Source organism: Phyllobacterium sp. MT110, assembly GCF_058792715.1.
The window spans coordinates 935569-949700 of record NZ_JBXAFE010000001.1 but is presented as its reverse complement, the minus strand read 5'-3'; the positions used below and the strand labels follow the sequence as shown (position 1 = coordinate 949700).

The following is a 14132-nucleotide window of genomic DNA, read 5'->3' as shown; positions in this document are numbered from 1 at the left end:
ATGGATTTCGGTCTTTCGGAGGAGCAAAGGCTGATTGTCGAGACGACGCGGGCCTTTGTCGAAAACGAGCTCTATCCGCATGAGGCGGAAGTGGAGCGCACCGGCGTCCTGCGCAAGGAGCTTGCGGACGAACTCAAGCAGAAGGCGATAGCAGCCGGTCTTTATGCGGCGAACATGCCGGAATCCGTCGGCGGCGCCGGTCTCGATACCGTGACATGGCTGCTCTACGAAAAGGAGCTTGGCCGCGCCAATTATGCGCTGCACTGGTCCTGTGTCGGCCGTCCGTCCAACATCCTGCTCGCCGGTACCGACGCGCAGAAGGAAAAATACCTCTATCCCTGCATTCGCGGCGAAAAGTCCGATTGCCTCGCCATGACGGAACCGGGCGCCGGTTCCGACCTGCGCGGCATGAAGGCGACGGCCGTCGAAAAGGGCGGTGACTGGGTCGTCAACGGCACCAAGCATTTCATCAGCCATGCGCTGGAAGCGGATTTCGTCATCCTCTTCGTGGCCTCGGGCGAGGAAGACACGCCGCGCGGCAAGAAGAAGAAAATCACCGCCTTCTTCGTGGACAAGGGCCATCCCGGCATGACGATCCGCGAAGGGTATCGCAACGTCTCGCACCGGGGCTATACCAATGCCATCGTCGAATTCGACGATTGCCGGCTGCCCGCCGACGCCATTCTTGGCGAGGTGCACAAGGGTTTCGAGGTTGCCAACACATGGCTCGGTGCGACGCGTCTGCAGGTCGCGGCGACCTGTCTCGGCCGCGCCGAACGGGCGCTTGGTCATGCCATCGAATATGCCGCACAGCGCGAACAGTTCGGCCAGCAGATCGGCAAGTTCCAGGGCGTCTCGTTCAAACTCGCCGACATGGCAACGGAGCTGAAGGCCGCCGATCTCCTGACCTTCGAGGCGGGCTGGAAGTTCGATCAGGGCACCGTCACCGATCAGGACATGGCCATGGCCAAGCTGAAGGCAACGGAAATGCTCGCCTTCGTCGCCGACGAGGCGATCCAGATTCATGGCGGCATGGGGCTGATGGACGACCTGCCGCTTGAGCGCATCTGGCGCGATGCACGCGTCGAGCGCATCTGGGAAGGCACATCCGAAATCCAGCGGCATATCATCTCGCGCGCCCTGCTTCGCCCGCATGGAGCGTAAGTGATTATGCGGTCAGGTTTTACCCCCCTCTGTCCTGCCGGACATCTCCCCCACAAGGGGGGAGATCAGCCTGCATTGCCGTTTCTGCGAAATTTGAAACGTTTCCTGTTGTGCGAAAGCACTCATGCCAATGTGATCTCCCCCCTTGTGGGGGAGATGTCCGGCAGGACAGAGGGGGGTGTCTGACACATGCGCGCACTCGATCGTCTGCTCCGTCCCAAAACCATCGCTGTCTTCGGCGGCCTTCAGGCTGCCGAAGTCATCAAGCAATCGCAGAAAATGGGGTTCTCCGGCGAGATATGGCCGGTCCACCCCAAGCATGACGAAGTGCTTGGCCTCAAGGCCTACCGCTCCGTTGCCGATCTGCCCGGCAGTCCCGATGCAGCCTTTGTCGGGGTCAACCGCTTTCTGACCCTCGATATCGTCCGCCAATTGCGCGAACGCGGCGCGGGTGTTGCCGTCTGCTACGCCTCGGGGTTTCTTGAAGCGGGCGCCGACGACGCGGATGGCGCACGCCTGCAGGATGAACTGATCGCGGCGGCGGGCGACATGCCCATCATCGGGCCGAACTGCTATGGCCTGATCAATTATTGTGATGGCGCCCTGCTCTGGCCGGACCAGCATGGCGGGCGCAGACTCGCCGCCGATGAGCGCGGTGTCGCCATCATCACCCAATCCTCCAACATCGCCATCAACATGACGATGCAGACGCGCGGATTGCCGATTGCCCATGTCATGACGGCAGGCAACCAGGCGCAGACCGGCCTGCCCGACATGGCCATTGCCCTGCTCGAGGATGAACGGGTCACGGCGCTGGGTCTGCACATCGAGGCGTTTCAGTCGGCGGCGAAATTCGAAGCTTTGGCAAAACGGGCGCGGGAACTGAACAAGCCCATTGTCGCCATGAAGGTTGGACGCTCCGCCCAGGCGCGCGCCGCCACGGTGTCGCATACCGCCTCGCTGGCCGGATCGGATGCGGCGTCCGATGCATTCCTGAAACGGCTCGGCATTGCCCGCGTCAATTCCATCGCCTCGTTCCTCGAAACGCTGAAACTGCTGCATGTGCACGGGCCGCTCGATGGCGATACGCTGTGTTCCATGAGCTGTTCCGGCGGCGAAGCCTCCGTCATGGCTGACAGCGCCGAGGGGCGGAGCATCCACTTTCCACCGCTCACGCCGGAACATCGCGCCCATGTCAAATCCACGCTGGGGCCGCTGGTCGCGGTCGCCAACCCGCTGGATTACCATACGTTCATCTGGAACAACGAACCGGCGCTGACCGAGACTTTCACGGCCATGGTATCCGGCGGTTTTGCCCTGAGCTGTCTCGTGCTCGATTTTCCGCGCAAGGACCGCTGTTCCGATGTCGACTGGTGGTCGACGGTGCGCGGCCTTGAATCGGCCCTCAAAACCAACAGGGCCAAGGGCGCCATCGTCGCCTCGCTGCCGGAAAACATCCCGGAGGCGTACATGGCCGGGCTGATGGCGCGGGGCATTGCGCCGCTCTGCGGCATCACCGAGGCATTCGACGCGGCCGAGGCCGCCGCCTTCATCGGCAAGGCATGGAAGACACCCCTTGCCCAGCCGGTCGTCTCCCCGGAAATCCGTGACACGGACGAACAGGCGCCCGACGAAGCCGCCGCAAAGGCTCTTCTGGCGAAGCACGGCCTGCCGGTACCCTTGGGCTGGCGCTGCCAGACGGTCGACGCCGCGGTTGCGGCTGCGGAGGACCTGACGTTCCCGGTTGCGCTCAAGGCGCTCGGCGTTGCGCACAAATCCGAGCACAATGCCGTGCGGCTCAATCTGCGCGATGCGGAAGCCGTCCGCGCGGCGGCAACCGACCTGATTGCCATCGGCAGCGGCCTCTATGTCGAGCGCATGGTGACCGACGCCGTTGCGGAACTGATCGTCGGCATTGTCGATGATCCGCAGTTCGGGCCGCTGATGACCCTCGGGACCGGTGGCGTGCTGGTGGAACTGCTGCAGGACAGTGTCACGCTGCTGCTGCCCTCCAGCCGTGCGCAGATCGAAGCCGCCCTTCGCTCCCTGCGCATGTTTCCGCTGCTCGACGGTTATCGCGGCAAGCCGAAGGCTGATCTGGACGCGGCGCTGGATGCCATCCTTGGCATTGCCGGATTTGCGGTCAAGAATGCCGGCCGGATCGTTGAACTCGATATCAATCCGCTGCTTGTATGCCGCAGCGGCCAGGGCGCATGGATCGCCGATGCATTGTTGATCACCAGGGGAGAGCTGCATGAATGATGTTGTCAGGACGCGCCGCGAGGGCGGTATTCTTGAAGTCACGCTGGACCGTCCGAAGGCCAATGCCATCGACCTGAAGACCAGCCGCCTGCTCGGTGAAACGTTTCAAAAGTTCCGCGACGATCCGGAGCTTCGGGTCGCGATTGTGCAGACCGAAGGCGACAAGTTTTTTTGCGCGGGCTGGGACCTCAAGGCCGCTGCAGGCGGCGATGCGGTGGACGGCGATTACGGCGTCGGCGGCTTTGGCGGGCTGCAGGAACTGCGCGATTTCAACAAACCTGTCATCGCCGCGGTCAACGGCATGGCGGTGGGAGGCGGGTTCGAACTCGCCCTCTCCTGCGATCTCATCTACGCATCCGATCATTCGAGCTTTGCCCTGCCGGAAATCCGCGCGGGCACGCTGGCCGACGCCGCCACGGTGAAACTGCCCAAGCGCATTCCCTACCACGTCGCCATGGACCTGCTTCTGACCGGCCGCTGGATGGATGTCGCCGAGGCGCATCGCTGGGGGCTCGTCAACGAGGTTCTGCCCAAGGACAAGCTGATGGAACGGGTGTGGGAGATCGCCCGGCTCCTGGAAAGCGGTCCGCCGCTGGTGTTCGCCGCCATCAAGGAAGTGGCGCGCGAAGCGGAAGACATGAGCTTCCAGGACGCGATGAACTGGATCACCAAGCGCAAATTCCGCACGGTTGACATGCTTTATGCTTCGGAAGACGGTCAGGAAGGGTTCAAAGCCTTTGCCGAAAAACGCGATCCCGTATGGAAGGGCAGATGAGCACGGATTATTCAGTCCTGATCGACGCGGAAACCTGGGCCTTCATCGAGCGGACGAACAGCTTTTATCCGCCCGATGCCGTCGACTATACCGTCGCGCAGCAGCGCGACGTCTACAACACCATGTGCAAGGCCTTCTTTGCCGGCTACCCTGCGGGCATCTCGGCAATGGATCGTTTCATCGAGGCCGATGGCCGCACGATTCCGGTGCGTCTCTACGACAAGGCAGGTAGCAATCCGGAAGCGGTGTGCCTCTATTTCCACGGCGGCGGTTTTGTCGTCGGCGGTCTCGACAGCCATGACGATGTCTGTGCCGAGATTTGCGAGAGCACCGGCTTTCACGTCATCGCGGTCGACTATCGCCTTGCGCCGGAACATGCGCACCCCGCCGCCTTCGAGGATTGCCTTGCGGCATTCGAACACGTGGCGGCAACATCCAGCCTGCCGATTGTCCTGTGCGGTGACAGCGCCGGCGGCAATCTGGTGGCAGCCGTGTCGCACCATGTGCGCCATAGCGATCGCGCGCCGATCGGCCAGGTCATGGTCTATCCGGGACTGGGCGGCGCGCAGGACCAGGGGTCTTACCTCACCCATGCGGAAGCACCGATGCTGACGACGCGCGACACCGCCTATTATGCGAAAATCCGAAGCGGCGACCGCGACTGGTCGAAAGACCCGCGCTTTGCCCCGCTGGCCGATACGGATTTTTCCGGCCTGCCCGATACCGTCGTGATCTCGGCCGAATGCGATCCGCTTTCCGACGATGGCAGGCAGTATTGTCAGCGCATCTCTGCTGCGGGCGGCAAGGCGATCTGGAACAATGAGCCCGGCCTCGTGCACGGCTATCTGCGTGCCCGCCACAGTGTTACGCGCGCGCGCTCCAGTTTCCGCCGCATCTGCACCGCCGTGCACCTGCTGGGTCAGGGGCGCTGGCCGGGCCAGCTTTAAACCTGATTTTGCAGTTTGGTGATACAGATCAATTCCCGGCGCTTGCCATGCGCCGGTTCTTGACCGCACCTTCCAGCCAGCCCAGTTCCATTTCCGGAACCGATGACAGCAGCAGGTCGGTATAGGCATCGAAGGGCGGCTTCAGCACCTGCGTTTTCGGACCGTAGCGCACCACCTCGCCGCGATACATCACGGCGATCGCGTCGGCGATGGATTTCACCGTCGCAAGATCGTGGGTGATGAAGAGATAGGCGACATGTTCGTCCGCCTGCAGGTCGAGCAGCAGTTTCAGGATACCGTCGGCCACGAGCGGATCGAGCGCGCTGGTCACCTCGTCGCAGATGATCAGTTTCGGCTTGGCGGCGAGTGCCCGGGCGATACAGACACGCTGCTTCTGTCCGCCGGACAGTTCGGCGGGGTAGCGGTCGGCAAAGCCTTTGCCCATCTCGATCTTGTCGAGCAGTTCGGCAATGCGCGCGTCGCGCTCCTTGCCGCGCATGCCGAAATAGAATTCGAGCGGACGGCCGATGATGGTGCCGATGGTCTGGCGCGGGTTCATCGCCACGTCGGCCATCTGGTAGATCATCTGCAACTCGCGCAGATCGTTGCGCGTGCGGTTGGCAAGGCGCGGCGAAAGCGTGCGCCCGTCAAAGGTGATCGTGCCTTCCATCGGCGGCAGCAGACCGGTGATGGCACGCGCCAGGGTGGATTTGCCCGAGCCGGATTCGCCGACAACCGCCAGTGTCTGGCCGGGATGCAGATCCACAGAGACGTTCTTCAGCACCTTGACCAGCCCGCCGCCATAGGCCGCGGTGATGTTCTTCACCGACAGGATGGGCGCGCCTGCGCTCGTCTTTTCCTGATGCGGGATGTGATGCACCGACACCAGCTGGCGCGTATAGTCCTCGCGCGGTTCCTTGATGATCTGACGCGTATCGCCGTATTCCACCATCTTGCCGTGGCGCAGCACCATGATGTCGTCGGCGACCTGCGCCACGACGGCCAGATCGTGCGTGATGTAGAGCGCGGCGACGTTGGTGTCGCGGATGGCATCCTTGATCGAGGCAAGCACATCGATCTGCGTGGTCACGTCGAGCGCCGTTGTCGGTTCGTCGAACACGATCAGATCCGGCTCGGAACACAGCGCCATGGCGGTCATGGCCCGCTGCAATTGCCCGCCCGAGACCTGATGCGGAAAGCGCTGCCCGAAGGTTTCAGGATTGGGCAGACCGAGCTTCTTGAACAGGCCGATGGCGCGTTTTTCCGCCTCGGCGCGCGTGGCGATCCTGTGCTGCAGCGCTGCTTCGACGACCTGGTCCATCAGCTTGCGCGCCGGATTGAAGGCAGCGGCGGCGGACTGCGCGACATAGCAGACCTCGCGCCCGCGGATTTGCCGCAGGATGGTCGCACCGCCTTTGAGAATGTCGCGGCCGTTGAGCAATACCTCGCCGCCGGTGATGCGCACGCCGCCACGGCCAAATCCCATGCCGGACAGGCCGATGGTGGATTTGCCGGCACCGGATTCGCCGATCAGGCCGAGCACCTTGCCGCGTTCAACCTTTACCGAGACATTGTCGACGATCACCACATTGCGCGGCGCTTCGCCGGGCGGATAGCTGGTGGCCTCGATCCGCAGATTGCGGATGTCGAGAAGCAGGCCGGTCTTGTCCTTCGCAGGCGCTTTAGCCATTGCCGCGTCCTCCCTTCAGGCTGGTGGTCCGGTTGAGAATCCAGTCGGCGACGAGATTGACCGAGATGGCAAGGATCGCGATGGCCGCCGCCGGGATCAGCGCGGCCGGAATGCCGAAGACGATGCCTTCTTTGTTTTCCTTGACCATGCCGCCCCAGTCCGCATCCGGCGGCTGAACGCCGAGACCAAGGAAGGACAGCGCCGACAGGAACAGCACGGCAAAGATGAAACGCAGGCCGAGTTCGGCAACCAGCGGGGTCAGGGCGTTGGGCAGTATCTCGCGGAAAATGATCCAGATGCGCCCCTCGCCGCGCAGCTTTGCCGCCTCGACGAAATCCATGACATTGATATCGACCGCCACGGCCCGCGCCAGCCGGTAGACGCGCGTGGCATCGAGCAGGCCCATGACGAGGATCAGCGTGGTGACATTGCCGGGCAGGACCGACAGCACCACAAGCGCGAAGATCAGCGTCGGGATCGCCATGATCAGATCGACGAAACGCGACATCAGCTGGTCGAACCAGCCGCCGATGACGGCGGCGGCAAAACCCAGCACCGAGCCGAGAATGAAGGACAGCGCCGTCGCCATGGCGGCGATGAAGATGGTGATGCGCGCGCCGTAGATCATGCGGGAAAGCAGGTCGCGGCCGAGATTGTCCGTGCCGAGCCAGTATTTCGCCGACATGGGCTCCCACACGTCGCCGACGGTTTCGCCGACGGAATAAGGCGCAACCCACGGCGCAAAGATGGCCGCGAACAGGAAGACCGCCGTGATGATCAGGCCGATCCAGGCGCTGATGGGGATGTTCTTAACATTCAGCATGGCGCGGCCTCACTTGGGATGTCTGAGGCGGGGATTGGAAACAATCGCCACGATATCAGCAATGATGTTGAGGGTGATGTAAACAGCCGCGAACACCAGTCCGCAGGCCTGCACGACCGGCACGTCGCGCTTGGCCACGTGGTCGACCAGATACTGCCCCATGCCGGGATAGACGAAGATCACCTCCACCACGACGACACCGACGACAAGGAAGGCCAGGTTGAGCATCACCACATTGATGATCGGGGCAATGGCATTGGGGAACGCATGGCGGGCGATGATCTGGAACGGCGTCAGCCCCTTCAGCTCAGCCGTTTCGATATAGGCCGACTGCATGACGTTGAGAATGGCCGCCCGGGTCATGCGCATCATATGCGCCAGAACGACGAGGGTCAGCACCGTCACCGGCAGGGCGATGGCGCTCAGCCTTTCGCCGAGCGGCATGCCGTCATAGACGGTCGAGACGCTCGGAAACCATTGCAGGCGCACGGCGACGAAGTAGATCAGGAGATAACCGGTAAAGAACTCCGGCAACGACGTCGATGCGAGGCCGAGGCCGGAGATGATCTTGTCCACCCAGCCGTTGCGGTAGCGCACGGCCAGCAAACCCAGTCCGATGGCGAGCGGAATGGAAACCACCGCCGCCCAGAAGGCAAGGAACAGCGTATTCCACAACCTCCCCTTGAGCGACGATGCGATGTCCTGCCCACTGGAAAGCGCCGTGCCGAGATCACCGGTCAATATGCCACCGAGCCAATGCAGGTAGCGGATATAGGCCGGATCGTTCAGCCCCATGTCACGCCGCAGGTTTTCCAATGCCTCCGGTGTGGCCGACTGGCCGAGAATGGATTGCGCCACGTCTCCCGGCAATATCTGGGTGCCTGCAAAAATCAGCACCGAGACGGCAAGGAGAAGGAGAAGGCCCATCGCAATGCGCTGGGCCACCAGTTTGAGGACAGGACCGCTCATTCGCCCCGGCCTTAGGCGTTCAGCCAGCAGCGGGACAAGGCATAGCCGCCACTCATTTCCTGATTGCCGTCCTTCACCCAGCCGCCAACCTTGGCGCTGGTGGCGTCGATGAAGTCGTTGAACATCGGCACGATGACGCCGCCCTCGTCGCGCACCGTGACCGACATGTCACGGTACATCTGCTTGCGCTTGACCGGATCGAGTTCGGCGCGCGCTGCAATCAATGTCTTGTCGAACTTTTCATTGAAGAAGCGCGTGTCGTTCCAGTCGGCGGTGGACAGATAGGCGGTCGAATACATCTGGTCCTGGGTCGGACGGCCGCCCCAATAGGATGTCGAGAACGGCTGCTTGTTCCAGACTTCCGACCAGTAGCCGTCGCCCGGTTCACGCTTGACCTCGATCTTGATGCCGGCCTTGGCCGCGCTCTGCTGGTACAGCTGGGCCGCATCGATGGCGCCGGGGAAGGCAACATCGGAGGTGCGCAGCAGTATTGCGCCGTCATGGCCGGATTTCTTGAAGTGGAAAGCCGCCTTGTCGGGATCGTAGGCGCGCTGCTCGATATCGTCCGAGAACAGCGGATAGGCCTTGTTGATCGGGAAATCATTGCCGATGGTGCCGTAGCCGCGCAGGATCTTCTGCACCATGTCTTCGCGGTTCATGGCGTATTTCAGCGCCAGACGCAGGTCATTGTTGTTGAACGGCGCCGTGTTGCAATGGGCGATGAAGACGTAGTGTCCCTTGCCTGCCGCGTTCTGGATGGTCACACCCGGCACGCGCTTGACCAGATCGACGATCTTCGGCTCGACGCGGTTGATCATGTGCACCTGGCCGGACTGCAGGGCAGCCGTGCGGGCGGTGGCATCGTTGATGACGATGATTTCGATCTGCGCCGCATGGCCGCGCTTGTCGCCATCCCAGTAATTGGCGAATTTTTCGCCGATGTGCCTTACGCCCGGCTCGTCCTTGACCACCTTGTACGGTCCGGTGCCGATACCGGCAGTGGGCTTGTCCTTGCCGCCGTTCGGCTGGATCATCAGATGGTAGTCATCCATCAGGAACGGCAGGTCGGCATTGGCTTCTTTCAATGTGAAAACAACGGTATCGCCGTCTTTCTTCACGCTTTCGATGCCCTTCATGACGCCAAGGGCGCCGGACTTCGAATTGGCGTCGGAGTGGCGCTCCATCGTGGCCACGACGTCATCGGCCGTCATGTCCTTGCCGTTGTGGAACTGCACGCCCTTGCGGATCTTGAAGGTCCAGACCTTGGCGTCGGGGGTTGATCCCCATTCGGTCGCCAGTTTTGGATTGAGCGTGCCATCCGGCTGGATTTCGACAAGCTGCTCGCCCCACTGGCGGCCGAACTTGTACGGCACCTGGCTCTGCCATGTCGCGGGGTCCATGCTGTCGGTCGAGGCACCGCCCTGCATGCCGGCTTTCAGCGTGCCGCCCTTGACCGGGCCTTCGGCGAGGGCCGCACTGGACAGAAGTGAATTGGCAAAAACGGTGGTGACACCGAGGGCTGCTGCACGGCCGAGAAAGTCACGCCGCGACAGATGTCCGCGGGCGACCTTGCGGCTCAGATAATCGAGTTCTCTTGACATACCCATTCCCCTTTTGTTGCTTGGAACGCATGGCGTCCAAATTCGGTTTTTGTGAATTATGCGACTTGATACCCGTAAATTTCAACCGTTAACGTGACTGTCTAACGTTCTCCTCCAGCAATCAGATGTATTGACGCGCGATCGTCTCGGCGAAATTCCGCTCGAAAACCAGTTCGTCATTTTCGTAGGCTTCGATCCGGCCGGTCAGATGAAAATTGGCCTTGTCCGACCGCATCGTGGTGAACGTTTCCGTGCGGACGCGCCATTCGTCGCGGCCGGACAGTTCCGTCCAATGCGTCTCGCCATAGGCGGACAGCGGATCGTCCGCGTGGATTTCCCAGCGTTCGCGCGCCACGCTGCCGTGGACGAGCCCATGTTCCTTGTCCCGCGCCTCGCCAAAATCATCCTCGATCGACAGGATGATCCTGCCGCTGACCTGGTCATGTTCGATCCGGCGGCTGTTGGTGCCCTTGCGCAGGATGTCGAGCTGCCAGGGCGATGCGGCCTCGGGCTCGGGAAAGGTCCATTCATCGCCGGTGGCGAGATCGCGCGACGGCAGGTCGAGCGCGCCCGCATGCAGCGTCAGGCTGACCGCTTCCGGCGATGGCCAGACCATCGGCCAGTAGCTGGAGGAAACGGCGATGCGCAGCCGGTGCCCGGCGGGCACGCGATAGGCGATATCGTCGAGCTTGAAGTGGATTTTTACCGGTTCGCCCGGCGTGAGCGCTTGGGGTTTTTCATGGCTGTCGCGGTGGCACAGATTGAACACGCCATAGGTGATGCGCGTTGAAGCACCATCGGGATGCACGTCGCACAGGCGCACGGCAACCATGGCAACGGGCTTGTCGCTGGACACGGTCAGGCTGATTTCCGGCGCGCCGACAATATCGACCGCTTTTTCCAGGATATCGCCGTCATAGCAGACCGACAGCGCATCATCGCGGCGCTGGTCGCCGGGAAGCTCCGGCCCGAGCCAGATGGCGCAATATTCGCCGCCCATCATGCCGCAATCCTGCGGCGAGGCGACGAGATGGGAAAACGCCCCACCCCGTCTGGCGCTCAGGGACTTGTCGGCACCGAGCTGAAGGATTTCACTGCGGATCGTTTTGGACGGCCATTGCGGCTCGGCAATCCAGTACCCCGGACGCTCCATGTACCAGCTCTTCGGACGGACCGAATCCATGAGATAGCCGCGATAGGCCGGATCGTTCTCGACGCCCGTATCGATGTCCTTCAGCCAGCGGTCCCACCAGCGCAGTGCCTCCTGCAGGAAGCCGATGCGCGGTTCCGGCACGGCAAAATGCGGGTATTTGTGCACCCACGGCCCGACAATGCCTTTGACCGGTGCCTTTATGCCTTCCATCAGGCGCGGCACCGCGTTCTTGTAGGCATCGCCCCAACCGCCGACGGCCAGCGTGGCGGCCTTGATGGCGGAAAAATCCTCGCAGACCGAGCCGCGCTTCCAATAGGCGTCGCGCGTCTGGTGCGCCAGCCAGACGGCTGGCAGGAACGGTTCATGATCGAGCCGGTCCAGCCACATGCTGCGCCACTTGTCGCCGACCAGAGCCGGATCGGGCGTGCGGGAGGAATAGGCGAGCATGGTGGCGCCCCATCCCAGATTCTCGTTGAGCAGCAGCCCACCCTTGTAATGGATGTCATCGGCATAGCGGTCATCGGTGGAGCAGAGCGTGATGATGGCCTTCAGCGCTTCCGGCTGCAGCGCGGCCACCTGCAACGAATTGAACCCGCCCCAGGAAATGCCCATCATGCCGACCTTGCCTGTTGACCAGGGCTGCGCCGCGATCCATTCGATCACCGCGCAGGCATCGTTCAGCTCCTGAACCGAATATTCATCCTCCATCAGCCCTTCCGAATCGCCATTGCCGCGCATGTCGACGCGCAGGCAGGCATAGCCATGCCCGGCGATATAGGGATGGGTGAGATTATCGCGCGCCGTCGTGCCGTCGCGCTTGCGATAGGGCAGAAATTCGAGAATCGCGGGCACCGGATTTTCCAAGGCGTCCTCGGGCATCCAGACCCGGGCCGACAGGCGGCAGCCATCGGGCAGGACAATGCCCAGATCGGCGGTTTCTTTCACTTGATGCTGAAATGTTTCGACTGTCCGCATTATCATCTTTCGTCCTCACAGCGGAGCTGAAAACAGATAACGCACACCGGGCAGAACACCCGGTGAAAACATCAATCCCATTTTCTCGTCTTTTGCGAGGTGTTCCTTTTTATCCTACTATGCGCATCTGTCCGGCTAAGCGGACCAAACACTTGCGACATATGTGCGGTCATTTGCGTCACGATGAAAAAGTCTCATCCGAGCCTCGATGGTATGAGCTTTTCCAGCCGCCGGAACAGGAAAACGATGATGCCGGTGATGACGAGATACCCGGCCGCCAGCAGCAGAAGCGGCTCATAGGTGATGTAGGTATCCTGCCTGACGCGCGAGGCCACGGAATAGAGATCGACGACCGTAATCGTCGCCACCAGGGGCGTGGATTTCAGCTGCAGGACCGCCTCGCCCGCCAGTGTCGGCAGAGCGCGGTGAATGGCCTGCGGCAGCCAGATGCGGCGGAAAATCGTGAAGCGGCGCATGCCGAAGGCGCGCGCGGATTCGAGCTGTCCCTTGGGCACACCGGCGAAGGCCCCGCGCATGACTTCGCCCTCATAGCCCGCATAGGACAGGGACAGCGCGAGAACGGCATAGGGCCATGCCTGCCGCAGATACGGCCAGAGTTCGGAACTGCGTATCCACGGATATTGCGGAAACAGCGAGCCCAGGCCGTAATAGAGCAGCCAGAGCTGCAGGAGCAGCGGCGTGCCGCGGATGACCGTGCAGAACACGCGCGCCGGCACCGCCACCATAGCGGGCCCGGCTGCCTGTGCCAGCCCAAGCGGAACCGCCAGCAGAAAACCGATGATCACGGTGACGACCAGTATCCAGATCGTCCGCCACAGGCCCTGCAGGATCAGATCGCCGTAATTGGGCAGCCAGTCCCAGCGCATGAAGACAATAGCCGAGGCCACAAGCGCGAGGCCGATGAGGATGAGAACGATGCGGTGCGGCGGCAGTGCGCGCGCCTGACCGCTCGTGTCGCTGTCCTTGTGGATCGGGAACGTCTCGATCGGGGTTTCCAGCGGCGTCTCGGTCATTAGCGCGCCTCCTTGACGGAAGGCATGCCGCGCCGCGCCCATTGCTCGACCTTGGCAAGGATGACATTGGAAAACAGCGTGATGGCGAGGTAGAGGATGCCGGCGGCGATGAAGAACAGGAAATACGCCTTTGTCGTGCCCGCCGCCTGCCGGGTGACGAGCGTCAACTCGCTGAAACCGACGACTGCCAGCAGCGCCGTATCCTTGGTCGAGATCAGCCACAGATTGGCAAGGCCCGGCAGCGCATGCGGCAGCATGGCCGGCAGGGTGATGCGGCGCATCATCAGAACAGGCGACATGCCATAGGCCCGCGCCGCCTCGATTTCCCCCTGCGGAATGGCCTTGATGGCACCGCGCAGCACCTCGGTTGCATAGGCGCCCTGCACGAAGCCGAGAACCACGATCCCCGCCACCAGTCCGCTGATGTCGACGCGCTGATAGCCGAGGCTTTCCAGCACCCGGTTGATCATGTCGGTACCGGCATAATAGAGCAAAAGGATCAGCACCAGTTCCGGCACGGCGCGGACGATGGTGGTGTAGATGGCGGCGATGTCGCGCACCAGCGGGCCGCCATAAAGCTTGCCATAGGCACCGACCGTGCCGATGAGCAATCCCATGCCAAAGGCACCGACGGCGATCTGCAGCGAATTCGCCAGACCGCGCAGGAGGTTGCCGCCCCAACCCGGCGGATTGGGCGACAGAAGGTCGAACATGCCGGCTATTGCGGCGGGAGCAATCG

General features: G+C 62.3%; 11 protein-coding genes. 4 read left to right on the top strand and 7 right to left on the bottom strand.

All coding sequences use genetic code 11. The features are described 5' to 3' along the window. The 4 genes from AC1Q5O_RS04980 to AC1Q5O_RS04965 all read left to right on the top strand — a co-directional run bounded on the left by AC1Q5O_RS04980 (position 1) and on the right by AC1Q5O_RS04965 (position 5148). Positions 1-1164 (top strand): acyl-CoA dehydrogenase family protein, encoded by a 1164-nt coding sequence (locus AC1Q5O_RS04980; protein ID WP_130269263.1) that lies wholly within the window; start codon positions 1-3, stop codon positions 1162-1164. 189 nt (positions 1165-1353) lie between these two features. After that, positions 1354-3426, top strand: a complete 2073-nt coding sequence (locus AC1Q5O_RS04975; RefSeq protein ID WP_492562020.1) for an acetate--CoA ligase family protein — start codon at positions 1354-1356, stop codon at positions 3424-3426. Continuing rightward, a complete protein-coding gene (locus tag AC1Q5O_RS04970; protein ID WP_223615064.1) occupies positions 3419-4201 on the top strand; it encodes a carnitinyl-CoA dehydratase in 783 nt (260 codons plus the stop codon). The genes AC1Q5O_RS04975 and AC1Q5O_RS04970 overlap by 8 nt, the downstream gene beginning before the upstream one ends. Beyond that, positions 4198-5148, top strand: coding sequence for an alpha/beta hydrolase (locus AC1Q5O_RS04965; protein WP_492562019.1), 951 nt, complete (start codon positions 4198-4200; stop codon positions 5146-5148). Before AC1Q5O_RS04970 ends, AC1Q5O_RS04965 begins: the two co-directional genes overlap by 4 nt. A gap of 28 nt (positions 5149-5176) precedes the next feature. Here AC1Q5O_RS04965 and AC1Q5O_RS04960 read toward each other — a convergent pair whose 3' ends face one another. The 7 genes from AC1Q5O_RS04960 to AC1Q5O_RS04930 all read right to left on the bottom strand — a co-directional run bounded on the left by AC1Q5O_RS04960 (position 5177) and on the right by AC1Q5O_RS04930 (position 14106). Next, complete coding sequence (locus AC1Q5O_RS04960) at positions 5177-6838, bottom strand: ABC transporter ATP-binding protein (RefSeq protein WP_464660164.1); 1662 nt, start codon at positions 6836-6838, stop codon at positions 5177-5179. Further along, positions 6831-7661: an ABC transporter permease gene (locus AC1Q5O_RS04955; RefSeq protein ID WP_288193685.1), complete on the bottom strand. Its 831-nt coding sequence runs from the start codon at positions 7659-7661 to the stop codon at positions 6831-6833. The genes AC1Q5O_RS04960 and AC1Q5O_RS04955 overlap by 8 nt, the downstream gene beginning before the upstream one ends. 9 nt (positions 7662-7670) lie before the next feature. Continuing rightward, positions 7671-8630, bottom strand: a complete 960-nt coding sequence (locus AC1Q5O_RS04950; RefSeq protein WP_223615068.1) for an ABC transporter permease — start codon at positions 8628-8630, stop codon at positions 7671-7673. A gap of 11 nt (positions 8631-8641) precedes the next feature. After that, positions 8642-10231, bottom strand: coding sequence for an ABC transporter substrate-binding protein (locus AC1Q5O_RS04945; RefSeq protein WP_346307278.1), 1590 nt, complete (start codon positions 10229-10231; stop codon positions 8642-8644). Between the two features lie 121 nt (positions 10232-10352). Beyond that, entirely contained in the window at positions 10353-12359 is a 2007-nt protein-coding gene (locus AC1Q5O_RS04940; RefSeq protein WP_492562018.1) for a CocE/NonD family hydrolase, read from the bottom strand. Between the two features lie 194 nt (positions 12360-12553). Next, the gene (locus tag AC1Q5O_RS04935) at positions 12554-13393 is read right to left on the bottom strand and encodes an ABC transporter permease (RefSeq protein WP_492562017.1); all 840 of its coding nucleotides are present in this window, start codon (positions 13391-13393) and stop codon (positions 12554-12556) included. After that, positions 13393-14106, bottom strand: coding sequence for an ABC transporter permease (locus AC1Q5O_RS04930; protein ID WP_223615218.1), 714 nt, complete (start codon positions 14104-14106; stop codon positions 13393-13395). Before AC1Q5O_RS04930 ends, AC1Q5O_RS04935 begins: the two co-directional genes overlap by 1 nt. Between the last annotated feature and the right edge of the window lie 26 nt (positions 14107-14132).